The sequence below is a fragment of the Pantoea sp. alder81 genome (assembly GCF_020179835.1).
Lineage (GTDB): Bacteria > Pseudomonadota > Gammaproteobacteria > Enterobacterales > Enterobacteriaceae > Pantoea.
On sequence record NZ_JAIUDA010000007.1, the window covers coordinates 52,472 to 71,325 of the forward strand.

Annotated in this window: 16 protein-coding genes and 4 tRNA genes; 2 read left to right on the forward strand and 18 right to left on the reverse strand. The window is 54.5% G+C overall.

Annotation, left to right across the window (positions count from 1 at the left end; all coding sequences use genetic code 11):
• Nucleotides 1–220: 220 nt before the first annotated feature.
• From LBW88_RS18365 to trxA, 18 genes are all read right to left on the reverse strand, one after another.
• Nucleotides 221–297, reverse strand: a tRNA-Pro gene (locus LBW88_RS18365).
• Nucleotides 298–342: 45 nt separating this feature from the next.
• Nucleotides 343–429: transfer RNA gene (locus LBW88_RS18370), tRNA-Leu, on the reverse strand.
• 15 nt (nucleotides 430–444) lie between these two features.
• Nucleotides 445–520, reverse strand: a tRNA-His gene (locus tag LBW88_RS18375).
• A gap of 94 nt (nucleotides 521–614) precedes the next feature.
• A tRNA-Arg gene (locus LBW88_RS18380) sits at nucleotides 615–691 on the reverse strand.
• A 158-nt stretch (nucleotides 692–849) separates the two neighbouring features.
• Nucleotides 850–1,584, reverse strand: coding sequence for a lipopolysaccharide N-acetylmannosaminouronosyltransferase (gene wecG / locus LBW88_RS18385; protein WP_224933782.1), 735 nt, complete (start codon nucleotides 1,582–1,584; stop codon nucleotides 850–852).
• An 18-nt stretch (nucleotides 1,585–1,602) separates the two neighbouring features.
• Nucleotides 1,603–2,946, reverse strand: a complete 1,344-nt coding sequence (gene wzyE, locus LBW88_RS18390) for an ECA oligosaccharide polymerase (RefSeq protein ID WP_224933781.1) — start codon at nucleotides 2,944–2,946, stop codon at nucleotides 1,603–1,605.
• On the reverse strand, nucleotides 2,943–4,013 hold the full coding sequence (locus LBW88_RS18395) for a TDP-N-acetylfucosamine:lipid II N-acetylfucosaminyltransferase (protein ID WP_224933780.1): 1,071 nt from the start codon (nucleotides 4,011–4,013) through the stop codon (nucleotides 2,943–2,945). Before LBW88_RS18395 ends, wzyE begins: the two co-directional genes overlap by 4 nt.
• Nucleotides 4,010–5,263: a lipid III flippase WzxE gene (wzxE, locus tag LBW88_RS18400; protein WP_224933779.1), complete on the reverse strand. Its 1,254-nt coding sequence runs from the start codon at nucleotides 5,261–5,263 to the stop codon at nucleotides 4,010–4,012. Before wzxE ends, LBW88_RS18395 begins: the two co-directional genes overlap by 4 nt.
• Nucleotides 5,263–6,393 (reverse strand): dTDP-4-amino-4,6-dideoxygalactose transaminase, encoded by a 1,131-nt coding sequence (gene rffA, locus LBW88_RS18405; RefSeq protein ID WP_224933778.1) that lies wholly within the window; start codon nucleotides 6,391–6,393, stop codon nucleotides 5,263–5,265. Before rffA ends, wzxE begins: the two co-directional genes overlap by 1 nt.
• Entirely contained in the window at nucleotides 6,390–7,088 is a 699-nt protein-coding gene (gene rffC / locus LBW88_RS18410; RefSeq protein ID WP_224933777.1) for a dTDP-4-amino-4,6-dideoxy-D-galactose acyltransferase, read from the reverse strand. The genes rffA and rffC overlap by 4 nt, the downstream gene beginning before the upstream one ends.
• Nucleotides 7,066–7,947, reverse strand: coding sequence for a glucose-1-phosphate thymidylyltransferase RfbA (gene rfbA / locus LBW88_RS18415; protein WP_224933776.1), 882 nt, complete (start codon nucleotides 7,945–7,947; stop codon nucleotides 7,066–7,068). Before rfbA ends, rffC begins: the two co-directional genes overlap by 23 nt.
• 23 nt (nucleotides 7,948–7,970) lie before the next feature.
• Nucleotides 7,971–9,047, reverse strand: a complete 1,077-nt coding sequence (rfbB, locus tag LBW88_RS18420) for a dTDP-glucose 4,6-dehydratase (RefSeq protein WP_224933775.1) — start codon at nucleotides 9,045–9,047, stop codon at nucleotides 7,971–7,973.
• Nucleotides 9,044–10,303: a UDP-N-acetyl-D-mannosamine dehydrogenase gene (gene wecC, locus LBW88_RS18425; RefSeq protein WP_224933774.1), complete on the reverse strand. Its 1,260-nt coding sequence runs from the start codon at nucleotides 10,301–10,303 to the stop codon at nucleotides 9,044–9,046. Before wecC ends, rfbB begins: the two co-directional genes overlap by 4 nt.
• Before the next feature lie 2 nt (nucleotides 10,304–10,305).
• A complete protein-coding gene (gene wecB, locus LBW88_RS18430; protein WP_224933773.1) occupies nucleotides 10,306–11,430 on the reverse strand; it encodes a non-hydrolyzing UDP-N-acetylglucosamine 2-epimerase in 1,125 nt (374 codons plus the stop codon).
• A gap of 10 nt (nucleotides 11,431–11,440) precedes the next feature.
• On the reverse strand, nucleotides 11,441–12,490 hold the full coding sequence (wzzE, locus tag LBW88_RS18435) for an ECA polysaccharide chain length modulation protein (RefSeq protein WP_224933772.1): 1,050 nt from the start codon (nucleotides 12,488–12,490) through the stop codon (nucleotides 11,441–11,443).
• 36 nt (nucleotides 12,491–12,526) lie between these two features.
• Nucleotides 12,527–13,603, reverse strand: a complete 1,077-nt coding sequence (wecA, locus tag LBW88_RS18440) for a UDP-N-acetylglucosamine--undecaprenyl-phosphate N-acetylglucosaminephosphotransferase (RefSeq protein ID WP_200574210.1) — start codon at nucleotides 13,601–13,603, stop codon at nucleotides 12,527–12,529.
• Between the two features lie 277 nt (nucleotides 13,604–13,880).
• Nucleotides 13,881–15,140, reverse strand: coding sequence for a transcription termination factor Rho (gene rho / locus LBW88_RS18445; protein WP_084933178.1), 1,260 nt, complete (start codon nucleotides 15,138–15,140; stop codon nucleotides 13,881–13,883).
• A gap of 346 nt (nucleotides 15,141–15,486) precedes the next feature.
• Nucleotides 15,487–15,819, reverse strand: a complete 333-nt coding sequence (trxA, locus tag LBW88_RS18450) for a thioredoxin TrxA (RefSeq protein WP_003851963.1) — start codon at nucleotides 15,817–15,819, stop codon at nucleotides 15,487–15,489.
• 116 nt (nucleotides 15,820–15,935) lie between these two features.
• Here trxA and rhlB point away from each other — a divergent pair, with 116 nt between their 5' ends.
• On the forward strand, nucleotides 15,936–17,231 hold the full coding sequence (gene rhlB, locus LBW88_RS18455; RefSeq protein ID WP_224933771.1) for an ATP-dependent RNA helicase RhlB: 1,296 nt from the start codon (nucleotides 15,936–15,938) through the stop codon (nucleotides 17,229–17,231).
• Nucleotides 17,232–17,238: 7 nt separating this feature from the next.
• Nucleotides 17,239–18,723 (forward strand): exopolyphosphatase, encoded by a 1,485-nt coding sequence (gene ppx, locus LBW88_RS18460; RefSeq protein ID WP_224933770.1) that lies wholly within the window; start codon nucleotides 17,239–17,241, stop codon nucleotides 18,721–18,723.
• Nucleotides 18,724–18,854 lie beyond the last annotated feature (131 nt).

An 18,854-nucleotide genomic window follows, 5' to 3' on the forward strand; every position in this document is an offset into this window, starting at 1 on the left:
GAGCAGGGAGAGTGATCTAATAAGCGGCAAGCGGCTGAGAGATTGAGATGCTGAGATGCTGAGATGCTGAGATGCTGAGATGCTGAGATGCTGAGATGCTGAGATGCTGAGATGCTGAGATGCTGAGATGCTGAGATGCTGAGATGCTGAGAAGGATAGGATCAATCGAGGGAAAGACAAAACGAAAAAAGCCTGCTTTTTCAAGCAGGCTTTTCGAATATGGTCGGCGAGAGAGGATTCGAACCTCCGACCCACTGGTCCCAAACCAGTTGCGCTACCAAGCTGCGCTACTCGCCGATTTTTTCTGTATCTTATTTCTTCACGCTACCGCGTAATTTTGCCTGGTGCGAAGGGAGGGACTTGAACCCTCACGTCCGTAAGAACACTAACACCTGAAGCTAGCGCGTCTACCAATTCCGCCACCATCGCGTGCCCAGCAAAATTTGGGGTGGCTAATGGGACTCGAACCCACGACAACTGGAATCACAATCCAGGGCTCTACCAACTGAGCTATAGCCACCATAATTCTGGTGCGTAAGCATCTCTGCTTACTATTTTCTTTCACTGCATAACGCGGTTAAACCAACCACCGAAGCTCTTGCGCACAAACTAAATGGCGCGCCCGACAGGATTCGAACCTGAGACCTCTGCCTCCGGAGGGCAGCGCTCTATCCAGCTGAGCTACGGGCGCGTAGCGCCGTTGCGGATGGGCATACTACGGGCTTGACCTCATACTGTCCAGCGCTTTTTTATAAAAAAAACGCGTTTGATTACGCTTTGTGCATTCCGTCGATTATTAATGCAGTTTTGCTGCCTGCACTGATGATATTGCTGAAAAAATCGGCGATATCAGAGATCGCCACGCCAGTGATAGCGCAAATATTTCAGCAATTTTAATTGTCGGCGCCAGCGCGATGGCTGCCGAATCAGACGATAGAGCCATTCCAGCCCTAATTTCTGCCAGATTCGTGGTGCACGCGCGACGTGACCGGTGAAAACATCGTAGGTACCGCCCACGCCCATATACAGCGCATGCGGCCAGTGCGCACGACAATCACGCATCAGCAACTCCTGACGCGGCGAACCCTGTGCCACCGTGACAATCTGTGCACCGCTGGCCGCAATGCGCGCAAACAACGCCTCACGCTCGGCTGGGGCAAAATAGCCATCCTGACTGCCGACAATGTTCACGTTCCACTGGCGACGCAGTTTGTCACAGGTTTCATCCAGCACCGCCTGACGACCGCCAATCAGAAACACCGGAATGCCGCTGCGGCCTGCACGCTCCATCAAGGCTTCCCACAGATCGGCACCGGCAATGCGGTTCACCTGCAACTGCGGATATTTTTTGCGTAATGAGCGTACGATGCTGATGCCATCCGGATATTTGAATTCCGCTTCAGCAATCAGTGCACGCAGTTGCGCATCCTCTTCCAGCGTCAGCATCTTTTCTGCATTCATCGCCACCAGCGTGCCACAGCGCGGCTGGCCATCCGGCAGCAAGAAGTGCAGGAAGCTGTCCATGTCGTTAAAGGCGTGAAGATCGACACCGCGCAGGTTATAGCGCGGCTTATCGGTTTCCATGAATCATTTTCCCAAAGGTTAAGACAGGCTGTGAACCACCGGCTCGCGGCGCGGGCGAATTAAACCCGCGCGCGCTAACAGCCAGTACAGCAATTTAGCCACCGCCATGCAGGCAGCAAAAATAATGCAAAAGAACACCACGCGCGAACCGAAAGCATCCAGCCCTTCACGCGCCAGCACGATCATATTGAAGACCGCGCCGAAGCAGAAGCTCTGCAGAATCGCACCGCTATAGCGGTTGGAAGCATCACGGCCTTGCAGATAGAGGTTATCGAATCCTTTCATCAGCCAGCCGACGGCAATCGCGCCCAGTGGAATAAACCACACACCGCCCATTACCAGCAGCGAGCCCAGCAGCGTAGGCGAAATCGCCAGTCCTGAATGGTTGTTCAGCACTTCCCAGGTGAAGTAGTTGGCGCTGTTTAACACAATCGAAGGACGGCCAGGCCAGAGCCAGCTCGGGATAAAGACATAAAAGTCACGCCAGATCGGTGCTAAGCCCTGAAAATCAATTTTGTCGTAGTTCTGCAACAACAGCGCGAGGTTTTCCCAGGGTGAGAAAGTATCACGCGTTAAATACAAGAAAGTGTAAAACGCTTCGTCGCCCACCACATCAAGGTTATAGCGGCGCAGCGCCAGCCAGAACATGCCGGCAATCGCCATCAGGCCCGCGCCCACCAGCATCCACAAGGTGATCCATCCGCGCGTAATACCGATAAACAGGAACAGGGCGAAGGCGATGATGATATTGGCACGCGTCCCACCCACCAGCGCATAGGTCAGTAAACCAAAGGCCACCGAGACCAGCAAAAACCACAGCCATTGACGCTGCGTTGGGTTGAGGAAATAGCGGATCAGCATCGCCGGAATAAAGAAGTAGAAGAAGCGTTTGAGCGCCACGCCGGACACTTCACTGGAGAAGATCTGGTTGTAAGCAGAGAGTCGGAACAGCAGCAGCCCATTGTGCATGAAGAACACGGTCACCGTGCCAATCGCCACCAACGCCAGTAACAAGCAGGTAAGATGGGTTTCAACACGGTTCATCTGTAGCCAGGGTTTACGCGGCGCAGCGTTGATCGGCCTCAAGCGGACTTTATAGCTGACGTAATAGATGGCGTAGAAACTGGTGGCAGCCAGCAACGCCTGCAACAGGAACTCCGGCGGCACCACTTCCACGTTAAAGCGGAACACCAGCACGCTGGTGAGCGGGAACCCGAAATAAAAAGTCAGCAAATATAAAATGGTGAAGAACAGGTGGAAGTTAAAGCGCACCCGTTTAAATTCCCGCCAGGTCAGCGTCAAAATGAAGCCCAGCGAGAACAGATAAACCACCAGCAGACCACTAAACTGCATCAGGCTCATGTTCTCTCCCTTTCACTCAGGGTCAACGCGTTGCGCCAGCCAGCCAGATAACCCGGGGCAAAGAAGGCAATCGCGGATTTATCACACTGCACCAGCTGCCGCTGTGCTTCAGCCACACTCGACGCATCCAGCGCATCTTCGCTGAACAGCACCGGCAGTCCTTGTTCGCTGAGGTCGCGCCAGAACGGATTTTTTCGAGTCAGCACAAAGGGGATATTGGCCTGAATCAGCAGACATAACGTGCCAATACCCTGCTGGCGCTCGAACATAAAATAGCCGAGCTGACAGTCGCTGAGCAATTGCAGATAGGTGTCAAAATCTATCTTGTCGCGCAATAGCGTCACCTGACCTTGGAGGAACAGGCGCTGCGCGGCCGTGTTGATCTCTTCGATATACTCATGATTATTTTCCGGGTAGCCAAGTGGGACTAGTACTTTCACCCGATCGCCGAACTGCGCTCGAATCGCCTGCAAGCCTTCAATATGGTTGTTGCTGCGATCACCTGAATTACCCAACAGCACGGTGAAATCACCGCTCGCTTCACCGCCAGGCACTGCGGCATCGGGCATGCGTGTTGGGAAATAGAGCAGTGAAGTAGGCACACGCGGATGGCGTTGCTGAAAAGCGTGCAAATCCCCACGCGTTGCGAACACGTGAGCAATGCGACGCTGTGCCATACGGCGCAGCAGATAAAAAATTTGATACTTCAGCCCGCGCCCTTCTTCATACAGATCCGCGCCCCAGATATGCCAGAACGCCTGCTCACGCCGCAATTTACCACTGAGCAAAGCCAGCCAAATTTGCGGATTGAACTGACCGTGAAAGAAGAAGCGTTGCGCGCGGTCAGCCGCGCGGGCTATCACCGCCTGTGCCAGCGCACGTTTGCTGGGATAGGTTTCGATCTGCAGCGCGGTATAAGCCTGCAGCGCTTCAGGCGTTGAAGTCACCACCATAAACTGGCGCGGTCCAGCAGCCGGCAACTCAGTGCTCATCACCTCATTAAAGAAGCGCAACACCGTATGGTTATGATGTGGGATATCCGATCCCAGCACGTGAAATAAAGTCATTTTTTCCGGCAATAAATCATAAAGGCGCCACAGCAAAGGGCGAAGTAGAGCACGTAAGTCGCCATATAGGCTTGTGCGGCTCCGGCGGTTCCATGTAATGGAATCAGCCAATGTGAGAACGCGGTCAGCAGCACAAACTGGCTGATTTCCGTCAAAATATAAAAGCGCAGTGAAGCTTTGGCGATCACCAGGTATCCGAAAACATAAGCGCCGACTTTAAAGACGTCACCACACAACTGCCAGACAAACAGGTCACGCATCGCGGCAAACTGCGGAGAAAACAGCAGCCAGATGGCAACATCACGCAGTAACCACACGCAAAAGCTGGCCGCAGCCACAGCGGGCAGAACAAAACGCAGGGCACGCCCAATTTCACGCGCAATCTGCGGTTTACTTTCCAGTCGCGCCAGCGTCGGTAGCAACCAGACACTAAAAGTCGCCGTGATAAATTGCAGATAGGCATCGGAAATACTGGTCACGCCCTGCCACAGCCCCACCTGCGCCCAACCCTGCTGTTCGGCCAGCAGATTACGCATCATCACCCACGCCACTGGCAAGGTGACGGAGGTGATCAGCGCCATCAGGGTGAACTTTGCCAGATTTCGCGCCAGTTCGGGCTGCCAGCTCGGTTTTAACCAGCGCAGTGGCAACACCTGACGATGACGTCGCAGCATCAGCAATGCCGGGAACACCAACAGTGCAGGCACCAGTGCTAAGCCGACTAACGCTCCAGCATATCCACCCAGCCACCAACACAACACATAACCCAGCACGCCCACCAGGCTACCGATAATCAACGCCAGCGCATTGCCGCGCGCATCGCGAAAGCCTTTGAGCAAGGCCAGCGTCAGGTTGGCCCAGGCAATCCCTAACTGCAGAAATGCCACGATGCGTACCACGTTGGCATAGTCGTCATGACCAAACAGCGCATGGCTAATCGGCCCCGCCGCCAGCAAGAAAACCAGCGCCAACAGGGTGGAAAAGCCGATCACCATAGTTGACGCCGTACCCGTCACGGCACGCAGTTGCTCCGGCTGCTGCTGAAACTGCGCAATGTAGGTGGTGACACCGTTGAAGATCCCCGCCCCGGCCAGTACGCCCAACACGGTAATCAGCTGACGAAAATTACCGGCCTGGCCAACCCCTTCCGGCCCAAAACTGACCGCCAGCAGTTTCACCACCAGCAGACCGGCAATAATTTTCACCAGCGTAGACGAAGCCGTCCAGACTGAAGCTTTGGCTAACGACATCAGGCGAAGAAACTCAGCAGAGAACTGATCACCGTACGCTGGTTGTTATCCGACAGGTTATAAAACAGCGGCAGACGCAGCAGGCGCTCACTCTCTTTGGTAGTGAAGCGATCATCACCGTGGAAGCGACCAAAACGTTCACCGGCTGGCGAAGAGTGCAAGGGAATGTAGTGGAACACCGTGAGGATTTCCGCCTCTTTCATCCAGTTGATCAGCGCCTGGCGATCGTCACTGTCGCGCAGCTTGATGTAAAACATGTGCGCATTGTGAAGGCAGTTATCCGGCACCACCGGCAATTCGATGCGTCCCGCCGCCGCCAGCGGTTGCAGCGCATCATAATAGCGCTGCCACAGGCGCAAACGCTGCTGGTTAATGCGCTCAGCCGCTTCCAGCTGCGCCCACAAATAGGCAGCTTGCAGGTCTGCCATCAAATAGCTCGAACCGATGTCGCGCCAGGTATATTTATCCACCTGACCACGGAAGAACTGGCTCCGGTTGGTGCCTTTTTCACGGATGATCTCCGCGCGCTCCACTAGCTTCGCGTCATTAATCAGCGTCGCCCCACCTTCGCCACCGGCGGTGTAGTTTTTGGTTTCGTGGAAGCTAAAGCAGCCAATATGGCCAATAGTGCCGAGCGCACGCCCCTTGTACTGGGACATCACGCCCTGCGCCGCATCTTCAATCACAAACAAGTGATGCTTCGCCGCCAGCGCCATGATGCTATCCATCTCGCACGCGACGCCCGCGTAGTGCACCGGCACGATCGCACGGGTTTTCTCGGTGATCGCTGCTTCAATAAGGGTTTCATCGATATTCAACGTATCAGGGCGCACATCGACGAACACAATCACCGCACCGCGCAGTACGAAGGCATTGGCGGTGGAGACAAAGGTATAGCTCGGCATGATCACTTCATCGCCGGGCTGGATATCGATTAACAGCGCGGCCATTTCCAGTGATGCGGTGCAGGATGGCGTCAGCAGCACCTTTTTGCTGCCAAAATGCTGCTCCATCCACTGCTGACAGCGACGGGTAAAGCCGCCGTCACCGCAGAGTTTGCCGCTGGCCATCGCCGACTGCATGTATTCAACTTCGCTGCCGACAATCGGTGGCGCATTAAATGGGATCATGAGGCTTTCCTGTAAAACCAGTAAGCGGTGCTTTCGAGGCGAGCACCGCTGCGTAAATAGAGGCGCATCGCCGTGAGATTGCTCAGCTGTGTCGCGACGCGCAGTCGTTCCAGCTGCCGCACGCGGCCCCAATCTGCCGCCGCCAGCAGCAAACGTTGGCCAATGCCCTGGCCTTGTGCTTCGGGCTGTACGGCAAGCAGGCCGATGCGCGCATCACCGTTGACTTCACGCATCGAGACAAAGCCTTGTAATTGGCCAGCTTCGTCGCTGGCCACCAGACATTGGTGATCAAAAGTGCCGCGTACCGCGTTTTCAACCCACTGCGCATAGAAGCGACCGCTGTCATCGGCGTTAAACCAGGGGGAACGAAAACGGCTTTGTCGAAACGCATGCGATGCCGCCTCCCGTAATGCCGGGATCTGCGCTTCACGCGCAATGCGTACGCCGGCCTGGCGCTCGGTGCGTTTGATATTGATGGCGAGGTCGGCCTCACCTTCCACCAGCTGAAAACCGTGCTGGCTCAAGGCATCAATAGCGTCGGTGCGCTCGGCGGGCACTTTGGCCTGCCACAACATTCCTGGCTGCTGCAGCGCGTCGGCCAGGGCGAAGTCGCCATCCAGCTCAATACGCGCACTGTTCACGCCAAAGAAATCGCTTTCCCACGCAAGGGGATTAATACTGACGAGGACGGGCATGGAGAACATCCATCAGGTATTGGCCGTAGCCGGTTTTGGTCAACGCTTGCGCCGCCGCCAGCAACTGTTCGTCACTCAGCCAACCGTTGCGCCACGCAATCTCTTCCAGACAGGCGATTTTGAAGCCCTGACGTTTCTCCACGGTCTGCACAAACATACTGGCTTCTATCAGGCTGTCGTGTGTACCGGTATCCAGCCAGGCAAAGCCGCGCCCCAGTAACTCGACAGAGAGTTCACCCTGTTCTAGATACATCTGGTTAATCGCGGTGATTTCCAGCTCGCCCCGTGCAGAAGGCTGTACCTGTTTGGCAAACTCCACCACGCGGTTGTCGTAGAAGTAGAGGCCAGTTACCGCCCAACGTGATTTGGGTTGCTGTGGCTTCTCTTCGATGGAAAGCGCATTGAAGTCGTCATCAAACTCCACGACACCAAAGCGCTCAGGATCCATCACCTGATAGGCAAACACCGTGGCACCGTGACTCCGCGCAGCGACTTTTTTCAGTTTCGGGCTGAAGCCCTGGCCAAAATAGAGATTGTCGCCCAGCACCAGGCAACAGTTGTCTTCGCCAATAAAAGACTCACCAATGATAAACGCCTGCGCCAGACCATCGGGGCTGGGTTGCTCAGCATACTGCAGCTGAAGGCCGAACTCGCTGCCATCACCGAGTAGACGCTCAAAATGCGCGCGGTCTTCCGGCGTGGTGATAATCAAAATCTCACGAATCCCCGCCAGCATCAGCACCGACAGCGGATAGTAGATCATCGGTTTGTCGTAAACCGGCAGTAGCTGCTTTGAGATAGCACGGGTGATAGGGTGCAAGCGCGTGCCTGAGCCACCCGCGAGGATGATACCTTTCATCGTTGCTGCTCCTGTATTGTGCCTCAGTGCGGCGTGGCTAAACCCAACCGCTCGCTACGATAACTGCCGTTGAGAATCGCCTGCCACCATTGTGGATTCGCCAAATACCACTGCACGGTTTTGCGAATGCCACTTTCGAAGGTTTCCTGCGGCGTCCAGCCTAACTCACGTGCAATTTTGCTGGCGTCAATGGCGTAACGCAGATCGTGACCGGGACGATCGGTGACAAAGGTAATCAAATCACGATAGCGCGTCAGATGCGTGGCGCGCTGCTGTGGGGCCAACTCGTCCAGCAGATCGCACAGGGTCTCCACCACCTCAATATTACGGCGTTCGTTGTGACCACCAATATTATAGGTTTCACCCACTTTACCGCTGCTCACCACACGATAAAGTGCGCGCGCGTGATCCTCTACATATAACCAATCGCGAATCTGGCTACCGTTGCCATACACCGGCAAAGGCTTCCCCGCCAACGCATTGATGATAGTGAGCGGAATCAGTTTTTCCGGGAAGTGATACGGGCCATAGTTGTTCGAACAGTTGGTGACGATGATCGGCAAGCCGTAAGTGCGTAACCAGGCGCGCACCAGATGATCGCTGCTGGCCTTAGTGGCTGAATACGGGCTGCTGGGGGCATAAGGAGTGGTTTCGGTGAAGAAATCATCACTGCCATGCAGATCGCCAAACACTTCGTCAGTGGAAATGTGGTGGAAGATGAAACCTTTTTTACGTTCATCCGCCATGCCATTCCAGTAATGGCGTGCGGCTTCCAATAACTGATAGGTGCCCACAATATTGGTTTCGACAAAGGCAATTGGCCCATCAATCGAACGATCAACATGGCTTTCCGCTGCCAGGTGCATAATGCAATCGGGTTGATACTGGGCCATAACGCGGTCCAGTTCAGCACGATCGCAAACATCCACCTGCTCGAAGGCATAGCGCGCATCATTCTGAACTGAAGCCAAAGAGGCTAAGTTGCCTGCGTAGCTAAGTTTATCCACCACCACCACTCGATGGTCGGTTTGCTCAATCAGAAAACGCACCAGCGCTGAGCCAATAAAACCTGCGCCACCTGTCACCAGGAACTGTTTCATCGCCAGACACCTTTAGTATCGACAATCCACTGCTGCGTAATCTGGCTGGCATCGATGGCGCGGAACTGCGCATGATCCACCAGCATCACCACAATATCGGCCTGCTGCAGCGCATCCTCCGTAGAAACCAAAGTCGCTTCATGGGCCAGTCGCACAGGGATTTCCGCCACATGTGGTTCCACCACCAGCGTGCGGCCGCTGTGCCATTCGGCTATCAGGTGTGCCACCGTCATCGCCGGGCTTTCACGTAAATCATCGATGTTCGGTTTAAATGCCAGACCGAAGCAGGCAATCGTCACCTCAGAAGCACGTTTGCCGCTGGCAGTCAGGCAATCCGCCAGTTGCTGTTTAACCTGATCTAACACCCAGGTGGGTTTGGCATCATTCACTTCACGCGCGGTGCGAATCAGACGGGCCAGTTCAGGGTTTTGCGCCACGATAAACCAGGGGTCGACAGCGATGCAGTGGCCGCCAACGCCTGGTCCCGGCTGCAGAATGTTGACGCGTGGATGGCGGTTCGCCAGCGCAATCAGCTCCCACACGTTGATATTTTGTTCCGCGCAAATCAGCGACAGCTCGTTGGCGAACGCAATATTCACATCGCGGAAGCTGTTCTCCGTAAGTTTGCACATCTCGGCGGTACGCGCGTTGGTTTCAACACATTCACCGCGCAGGAAGATGCGATACAGTTCGCTGGCACGCGCTGAGCAGGCGGGCGTCATGCCGCCAATTACGCGGTCATTTTCTAGCAGTTCCACCATCACTTTGCCGGGCAGCACGCGCTCAGGGCAGTAAGCGATAAACACGTCACAGTCATCACCGTGCTGCGGAAAACGCAGATCAGGACGTGCCTCCGCCAGCCAGGCGGCCATCTGCTCGGTAGCGCCAACCGGTGAGGTCGATTCGAGGATCACCAAATCGCCGGTTTTCAGCACCGGTGCAATCGACAACGCGGCTGCCTGTACGTAGCTCAGATCCGGCTGATGATCGCCGATAAACGGCGTAGGTACGGCGATTAAGAAGGCATCCGCGGCTTCAGCTTGCGTGGTAGCTCGCAGGAAACCTGCCTGCACGGCTTCGCGCACCACGTCGCCTAACTCTGGCTCAACAATGTGAATGTCGCCGCGATTGATGGTTTCGACCGCGCGGACATTGATATCCACGCCGATCACTTTTTTTCCCTTTGAGGCAAAAACGGCCGCCGTTGGCAGCCCAATGTAGCCCAGTCCGATAACGGAAATGGTTTCAAAACGCATAATTATACTCTGTGTTGTTTCAGTGCCTGCAGGATGCGCGAGCAGGCATGACCATCGCCATACGGATTGTGCGCGCGGCTCATCCTCTGCCAGGCTTCTTCGTCCCGCAGCAGCAGGCTGACTTCTTCGACAATCCGGTTGATATCGGTACCGACCAGTTTCACTGTGCCTGCATCCACGGCTTCCGGACGTTCAGTGGTGTCACGCATTACCAGCACTGGTTTGCCTAACGACGGCGCTTCTTCCTGAATCCCACCGGAATCGGTGAGGATCAACCAGGAACGGTTCATCAGCCAGACAAACGGCAAGTACTCTTGCGGCTCAATCAAAATGATATTGTCGATGCCGCTTAGGATACGATTCACCGGTTCGCTGACGTTGGGATTGAGGTGCACCGGATAGACGATTTGCGCCTGCGGATGCTGACGCGCAATCTGCGCCAGCGCGCTACAAATACGTTCAAAACCGCCGCCAAAGCTTTCACGTCGATGCCCGGTGACCAGAATCAGTTTTTTATCCGCATCAAGGAACGGATAACGCGCAGCCAGACGCGCATTCAGGTCGGTATCATCCAGCACCCGATCGCGCACCCATAGCAGAGCATCAATCACCGTATTGCCGGTGACAAAAATACGCGCATCCGGCAGATTCTCACGCAGCAGATTCTGGCGTGAATTCTCGGTGGGTGTGAAATGATAGCTCGCCAGATGGCCTGTTAGCGTTCGGTTAGCCTCTTCCGGCCAGGGCGACATCAGATTGCCGGTGCGCAGTCCTGCTTCGACGTGCCCCACCGGAATCTGATGATAAAAAGCGGCTAAGCTAGCAGCAAAAGTGGTGGTGGTATCACCGTGCACCAGCACCACATCAGGCTGGAAATCGGCGAGCACCGTTTTCATTCCCTGTAAAATGCGGCTGGTGATCTCCGTCAGCCCCTGCTCCGGGCGCATAATGTTGAGATCGTAATCGGGCTGCAGCTTGAACAGCCGCAGCACCTGATCGAGCATTTCACGATGCTGTGCGGTGACGCACAGGCGTGATTCAAACGACGGGTCCTGCGCCAGTGCCTGCACCAGCGGGGCCATTTTGATCGCCTCAGGACGCGTGCCAAATACGGTCAGAACTTTCACGTGGCTTCTCTTAATGGCTCGTTGGTGACGTCGGACGAGGACGGCGCACCAGCGCCACACCTGCACCCACCAGCGCGCCAATGACGCCCCACATGATCATCATAAATACCCGGCGCGGACTGTCGCGCGACACCGGCTCTTCAGGCGTACGCAGATAGCGGTAAGTCTGGAATGGCTTATCCAACTGCGCGCCTGCCTGCAACGTGCCCAGCATCGCTCTGTTCTGATCATAGCTCAAATCGTAAGCGGGCCCGCTGGCTTGCAATGTATCGAGCTGAGCCTGCAGCATTTGCTGCCCCAGCAGGAAGCGATCGCTGTCTGGCAGCGCTTCGCCGATGGCCGGTGCACGGTTTTCTTTGATGCCCTGCTGGCTTGCGACCTTTAAGGCTTGTTCAATGCGTTGACGCTGGCGATCAAAAACCGCCTGTGCCACTTCCTGCTGACGAGTGACCTGCGCTTGCAGCTGCGCGCTGCGCGCCTGCCACGCTCCTTTCAGCTCTGCATTCAAATGGCGTGCCGCGCGTTCGCTGGCATAGGCGATATATTGGCGCAGCAGGTTATTTGCATCGCCGGCGGTTTCGGCAATCAGCTTAATGTTATCCAGCGTGTTATGCGCCGCATCCGCAGGCGTGAACTGAATATTGGTAATCAGATCGTCCAGCAGTGCGGCATCGTTGTGCGCATTGCCACTTTTACGACTTTTGAAATAATCGGTCTGCTGCCAGAAATCACGGCGCGTATCCCAGGAGGCCAGTTGCATGGTGAACTCCTGATAAACCTCATCCATCACTGTTGGGGCGGGCGTGTTGAGATTAAGCGTGTTGGTACGCACATCAAGATTATTGAGGAATTGCTGCTGCACGAAGAAGTCACCCAGCATATTCACCGTCGGGCGATCGGTCGTCGCGGTGGTGCTCCATGCTTGCTTCATCAGCATCGACGCCAGCCATGCCAATAAGGCAAAGAGCAGCGCAAAGCCGATAATCCAGCGCTTACCGCGCCACAGCGTGCAGCCAAGGCCGCGCACATCCAGTTCGTTCTCCACAACGACAGAGGTCATAACAAAAGTCCTTATCAGGGTACTGATCGGGGTAACTTATTTTTTATCTTCGCCACTACTTTGCCAGCGGCGTTTAATACGACGGATTTTACGCGCCACACGCCAGGCGTGTTTCAGGCAATAGCCGTAAAGGAAAAACGCCATCAGGAACAACACCAGCATCACCCACTCGGGGATGAAGGCAAGGTATTCTCCCAGCACACCGATACCGGCCAATAGCGCTGCAGCCACGGTAATCAGCACAAAGGCCTGACGTGAAGTAAAGCCGGCGCGCATGATCAAGTGATGAATATGCTGGCGGTCAGCTGAAAATGGACTCATACCTTTGCGCAGGCGGCGATACATGATCGCCACCATATCCATCAAGGGAATGGCAATCAGCCACAGCGCGGTGACCGGCGTAATCGGATGACTCAAACCTTGGGTGGTTTCCAGCAGGATCCAGATAATGGTGAAGCCAATCATGGTGCTGCCTGCATCGCCCATAAACACTTTGTAGCGGCGGCCAATCAGCCCCAGGTTGAGCAAAATATAGGGAATGGTGGCGGCGATCATGGCGAAGCACCACATCGCTAGACTGGTTTGCCCGTCGAAATAGAGGATGATGCCCATGGCGGCAAAGGTCACACTGGCCAGCCCACCCAGTAAGCCATCGATGCCATCCACCATATTGAAGGCATTAATGGCAGCCCAGACGGCGAACAACGTTAAGACGTAGCCAAATGGCCCGACCACCAACTCTACCGGACCAATGATAAATCCGAGGCTCAGCAGATACAGTTTCGCGCCAACCATCATTACGATGGCCACCGCCGCCTGCACTAATGCACGGATTTTAACGCTGATATCAAAGCGGTCGTCTAATGCTCCCACCAGTACCAGCACCCCTGCGCAGCTCAGATAAAGAGCCGCATGAGGCAAATAATAATCTGAAATAGCGAAAGCAAAGCAAATCCCCGCATAAACGGAGATCCCGCCCACTAACGGAATGGCGCCATGGTGTCGTTTTCTTGAATTAGGTGTGTCCACCAGCCCAATTTTTTTAGCGGCTTTACGAGCAAAAAACAGGAACACTAAAGTAAAAAGAAAAACAAAACCCAGCTCAGTACTCATAGTGAGTAAATTCACGTTAACGCTCTCAGCTATAATCATCGACAACAATAAGCAAGATTCCTGCCATTGCCGTATATCCTTTGTCCGAATTGTGCCTGCGAAAAGTCTGACTGATGAAAAAAGCAGCACCTTTTAGCACAATCCTCATAATGCTTCCTGACTGGGCTAATCCTAATGCCCATAAATGAAAAACGCCACGTTAAGACGTGGCGTTAGCAATAAATCCTGGCAAATTGTGCGACCGAATCGCTTCGCTTAGCGATTCATTTTCGCCAACTTACGAACGCTTCATCATATCGAAGAATTCGTCGTTGGTTTTGGTCATCGCCAGTTTATTGATGAGGAACTCCATCGCATCAATTTCACCCATTGGATGGATGATTTTGCGCAGGATCCACATTTTCTGCAGCTCTTCCTGCGTGGTGAGGAGTTCTTCTTTACGGGTACCTGAGCGGTTGTAATCAATCGCTGGGAAGACACGTTTTTCGGCGATTTTACGAGACAGGTGCAGTTCCATGTTACCTGTACCTTTAAATTCTTCGTAAATCACTTCGTCCATCTTCGAACCAGTATCAACCAGTGCGGTGGCGATAATGGTCAGGCTGCCGCCCTCTTCCACGTTACGTGCTGCACCGAAGAAACGCTTCGGACGATGCAGGGCGTTAGCATCGACACCACCGGTCAACACTTTACCGGAAGCCGGTACCACGGTGTTGTAGGCACGTGCCAGACGGGTGATGGAGTCGAGCAGGATGATAACGTCTTTCTTGTGCTCGACCAGGCGCTTGGCCTTTTCGATCACCATCTCAGCAACCTGAACGTGGCGAGAAGCCGGTTCGTCGAAGGTCGATGCGATAACTTCGCCTTTCACCAGACGCTGCATCTCGGTCACTTCTTCCGGACGCTCGTCAATCAGCAACACCATCAGCACGCAATCGGGATAGTTGTACGCAATGCTCTGTGCAATGTTCTGCAGCAGCATGGTTTTACCCGCTTTCGGTGGTGCCACGATCAGACCACGCTGACCACGACCAATCGGCGATGCCAGATCCAGCACGCGTGCGGTCAGATCTTCAGTAGAGCCATTACCCCGCTCCATACGCATACGATTGTTTGCGTGCAGCGGCGTGAGGTTTTCGAACAGAATCTTGTTACGCGCGTTTTCCGGCTTGTCGTAGTTAACTTCGTTAACTTTCAACAGTGCAAAGTAACGTTCACCCTCTTTTGGCGGGCGAATTTTACCAGAAATGGTGTCACCAGTGCGGAGGTTGAAACGGCGGATTTGGCTAGGAGAAACGTAGATGTCATCGGGACCGGCGAGGTAGGAGCTGTCTCCAGAACGGAGGAAACCAAATCCGTCCTGCAATATCTCCAGCACACCATCACCAAAGATGTCTTCGCCACTTTTCGCATGCTGTTTAAGGATAGAGAAAATAATATCCTGTTTACGCATACGTGCCTGGTTTTCCAGACCCATATTTTCGCCGAGGGTAATCAGCTCAGAAACCGGCGTGTTCTTTAATTCGGTAAGATTCATAGTGAGGGTTCTTAAACTCGGGGTAATTCTCGAAATGATTGTCGTGGGTGGTATGGCGAAAATTCCATGCCTGTTAATGGCTCTCTTTCAACTCTACTCGGCGAACATCGTCAGGTGTGGCGATAGGAAACGTTAAGAGATAGTCGAAAGGTGATGCCGAATGTGCTAGTCATCAGATTGCCAAACCACGATAACGTTCAATGCGAGCAGGGTCTGACAAGGGAAAACTTTAGATGCAAACTACAAGGTAAGTGCGTAATGCAGTGAGGTCAACTTAACACGCCTGAATGGTGACGTCCAGCAGTGGCGAAAAAATTCACCACTGCGGAACAACGCCGTGCTGGGCTTAGGCCAGGTTAGCGTTCAGGAACTCTTTCAGCTGACCTTTAGACAGGGCGCCTACTTTGGTCGCAGCCACTTCACCGTTCTTAAACAGCAGCAGTGTCGGGATACCGCGAATGCCATATTTAGGCGCAGTGCCCGGGTTGTCATCAATGTTCAACTTGGCGATGGTAAGCTTACCGTCGTACTCTTCTGCGACTTCGTCGAGAATTGGGGCGATCATTTTGCAAGGACCACACCATTCAGCCCAGAAATCTACCAGAGTGACACCGTCGGCTTTCAGCACGTCAGTGTCGAAACTGTCATCGGTCAAGTGAACGATTTTATCGCTGCTCATGTTTAACTCCAAAGATTGTGCCTGGCGAATCGGCGTAAAATATACCAACGTAGGTTGACTTTATTTCATCGGATACGCTTTCGTAAAGCGCTAGTAAGCTGATATTCTACCACACTATGAGCAAAACACACTTAACTGAACAGAAGTTTTCCGACTTCGCCCTGCACCCACAGGTGGTTGAAGCCCTTGATACTAAAGGCTTTTCTAACTGCACGCCTATTCAGGCGTTGGCACTGCCTTTTGCGCTTTCAGGGCGTGATGTTGCGGGTCAGGCGCAAACCGGTACCGGCAAAACGATGGCGTTCCTGACGTCAACGTTTCATCATCTTCTTTCTCATCCAGCCGCTGAAGGCCGCCAGATTAATCAGCCACGTGCGCTGATCATGGCCCCGACGCGTGAACTTGCCGTGCAGATTCATGCCGATGCAGAGCCGCTGTCGAAAGCCACTGGACTCAAGCTGGGTCTGGCTTATGGCGGTGACGGCTACGATAAACAGCTGAAAGTGTTGGCCGATGGCGTCGATATTCTGGTGGGCACCACCGGTCGCCTCATCGACTATGCGAAACAAAATCACGTCAACCTTGGCGCCATTCAGGTCGTGGTTCTGGATGAAGCCGATCGCATGTTCGATCTTGGCTTTATTAAAGATATCCGCTGGCTGTTCCGCCGCATGCCGCCGGCCACCCAGCGTCTGAGTATGTTGTTCTCGGCAACTCTGTCTTACCGCGTACGTGAACTGGCGTTCGAACATATGAACAACGCCGAATACGTGGAAGTGGAACCGGAGCAGAAAACCGGCCATCGCATCAAAGAAGAACTTTTCTACCCTTCAAATGAAGAGAAGATGCGTCTGCTGCAAACGCTGTTGGAAGAAGAGTGGCCCGATCGCGCCATCATCTTCGCTAACACCAAGCACCGCTGTGAAGATATCTGGGGCCATCTGGCCGCGGACGGTCACCGCGTAGGTCTGCTGACTGGCGATGTGGCACAGAAAAAACGTCTGCGTATCCTAGATGACTTCACCAAGGGTGATGTCGATATTCTGGTCGCCACCGACGTTGCGGCACGTGGTCTGCACATTCCTGCGGTGACTCACGTGTTCAACTACGACTTGCCTGACGATCGCGAAGACTACGTGCACCGCATTGGCCGTACCGGCCGCGCCGGCGCCAGCGGACACTCGATCAGCCTGGCTTGTGAAGAGTACGCACTCAACCTGCCAGCGATTGAAGAGTACATTGGTCACGGTATTCCGGTGAGCAAGTACAACAGCGATGCACTGATGAGTGAGTTGCCTCCGCCGAAACGTCTGCAACGCAGCCGTTCTGGAAACGGCCCACGCCGTGGCGGGAACAACAGCAATCGTCGTAGCGGCGCACCGCGCAATAACAACCGTAAACGTTCGAGTTAAGCACACCATGCTAAGCGCATCGTCTCTTTATGCTGCGATTGATTTAGGGTCCAACAGTTTTCATATGTTGGTGGTGCGCGAGGTGTCCGGCAGTATTCAGACCGTTGCGCGGATAAAGCGCAAAGTGCGTCTGGCTGCCGGTCTGGACAAAGCCAATCACCTCTCCGCCGAGGCGATGCAGCGTGGCTGGCAATGTCTGAAGCTTTTCTCCGAACAGCTACAAGATATTCCGCCCGAGCAAATCCGTGTGGTTGCAACCGCCACATTGCGCATTGCTGAAAATGCGCAAGACTTCCTGACCCACGCTGAAGAAATTCTTGGCTGCCCGGTGAATGTCATCAGCGGCGAGGAAGAGGCACGCCTGATCTATCAAGGTGTGGCACACACCACTGGGGGATCCGATCAGCGCTTAGTGGTGGATATCGGCGGCGGTAGCACCGAGCTGGTTACCGGCGAAGGTTCGCACGCGACCACATTGTTTAGCTTATCAATGGGCTGCGTCACCTGGCTGGAACGCTATTTTGGCGATCGTCACCTGGCGAAAGAAAATTTCGAGCAGGCTGAAGTAGCCGCTCGCGAAATGATTCGTCCCGTGGCGGCTGCACTGCGCGAAAAAGGCTGGCAGATTTGCGTCGGCGCTTCTGGCACCGTGCAGGCATTGCAGGAAATTATGGTCGCGCAGGGCATGGATGAACGCATCACCCTGAGCAAGCTGCAGCAGTTAAAGCAGCGCGCAATTCAGTGCGGCAAACTGGAAGAGCTGGAAATTGAAGGATTGACGCTGGAGCGCGCGCTGGTGTTCCCCAGCGGTCTGTCGATTCTTATCGCTATCTTTCACGAACTCAGCATCGACAGTATGACGCTGGCCGGTGGTGCACTGCGTGAGGGTCTGGTGTACGGCATGCTGCATTTGCCGATTGACCGCGACATTCGCAGCCGTACGCTGCAAAACGTCCAGCGTCGCTTCTCTATCGATGTGGAGCAAGCAAGCCGGGTGCGTCAACTGGCTGAGAGTTTTTTCCGTCAGGTGAGCAGCGTCTGGAAACTGGATAACCGATGTCGCGATCTGCTACTCAGCGCCTGTTCGATCCACGAAATTGGCCTGAGCGTTGATTTCCGTCAGGCACCTCAGCACGCCGCCTACCTGATTCGCCATCTCGATCTTCCCGGTTTTACGCCCGCACAGAAAAAAATGCTCGCCTGCCTGCTACAGAATCAGAGTGGCAGCATCGATCTCGGTTTGCTGACGCAACAGAATGCCGTGCCACCGCGCATGGCGGAGCGCATGAGCCGGTTACTACGTCTGGCGATTATCTTCTCCAGCCGTCGTCGAGATGACACGCTGCCTGCGGTACGTTTACAGGCAGACGATGATACGCTGCATCTGACGTTGCCAGCCGGTTGGCTGGACGCGCATCCGCTGCGTGCCGAGTTGCTGGAACAAGAGAGTCATTACCAGTCTTATGTGCACTGGCTGCTGACTATCTCTTGATCAAACCTGCTGCGCTAGCTGATGCTGCGTTGATAAGTCCCCGTCAAATGCGCATTTACGGCCTGTAAACTCCGCTTTGCCGGGATCTTTTCGCCTTGCCTCCGCTACGCTCGCAACGGTTCTCGCTTGAG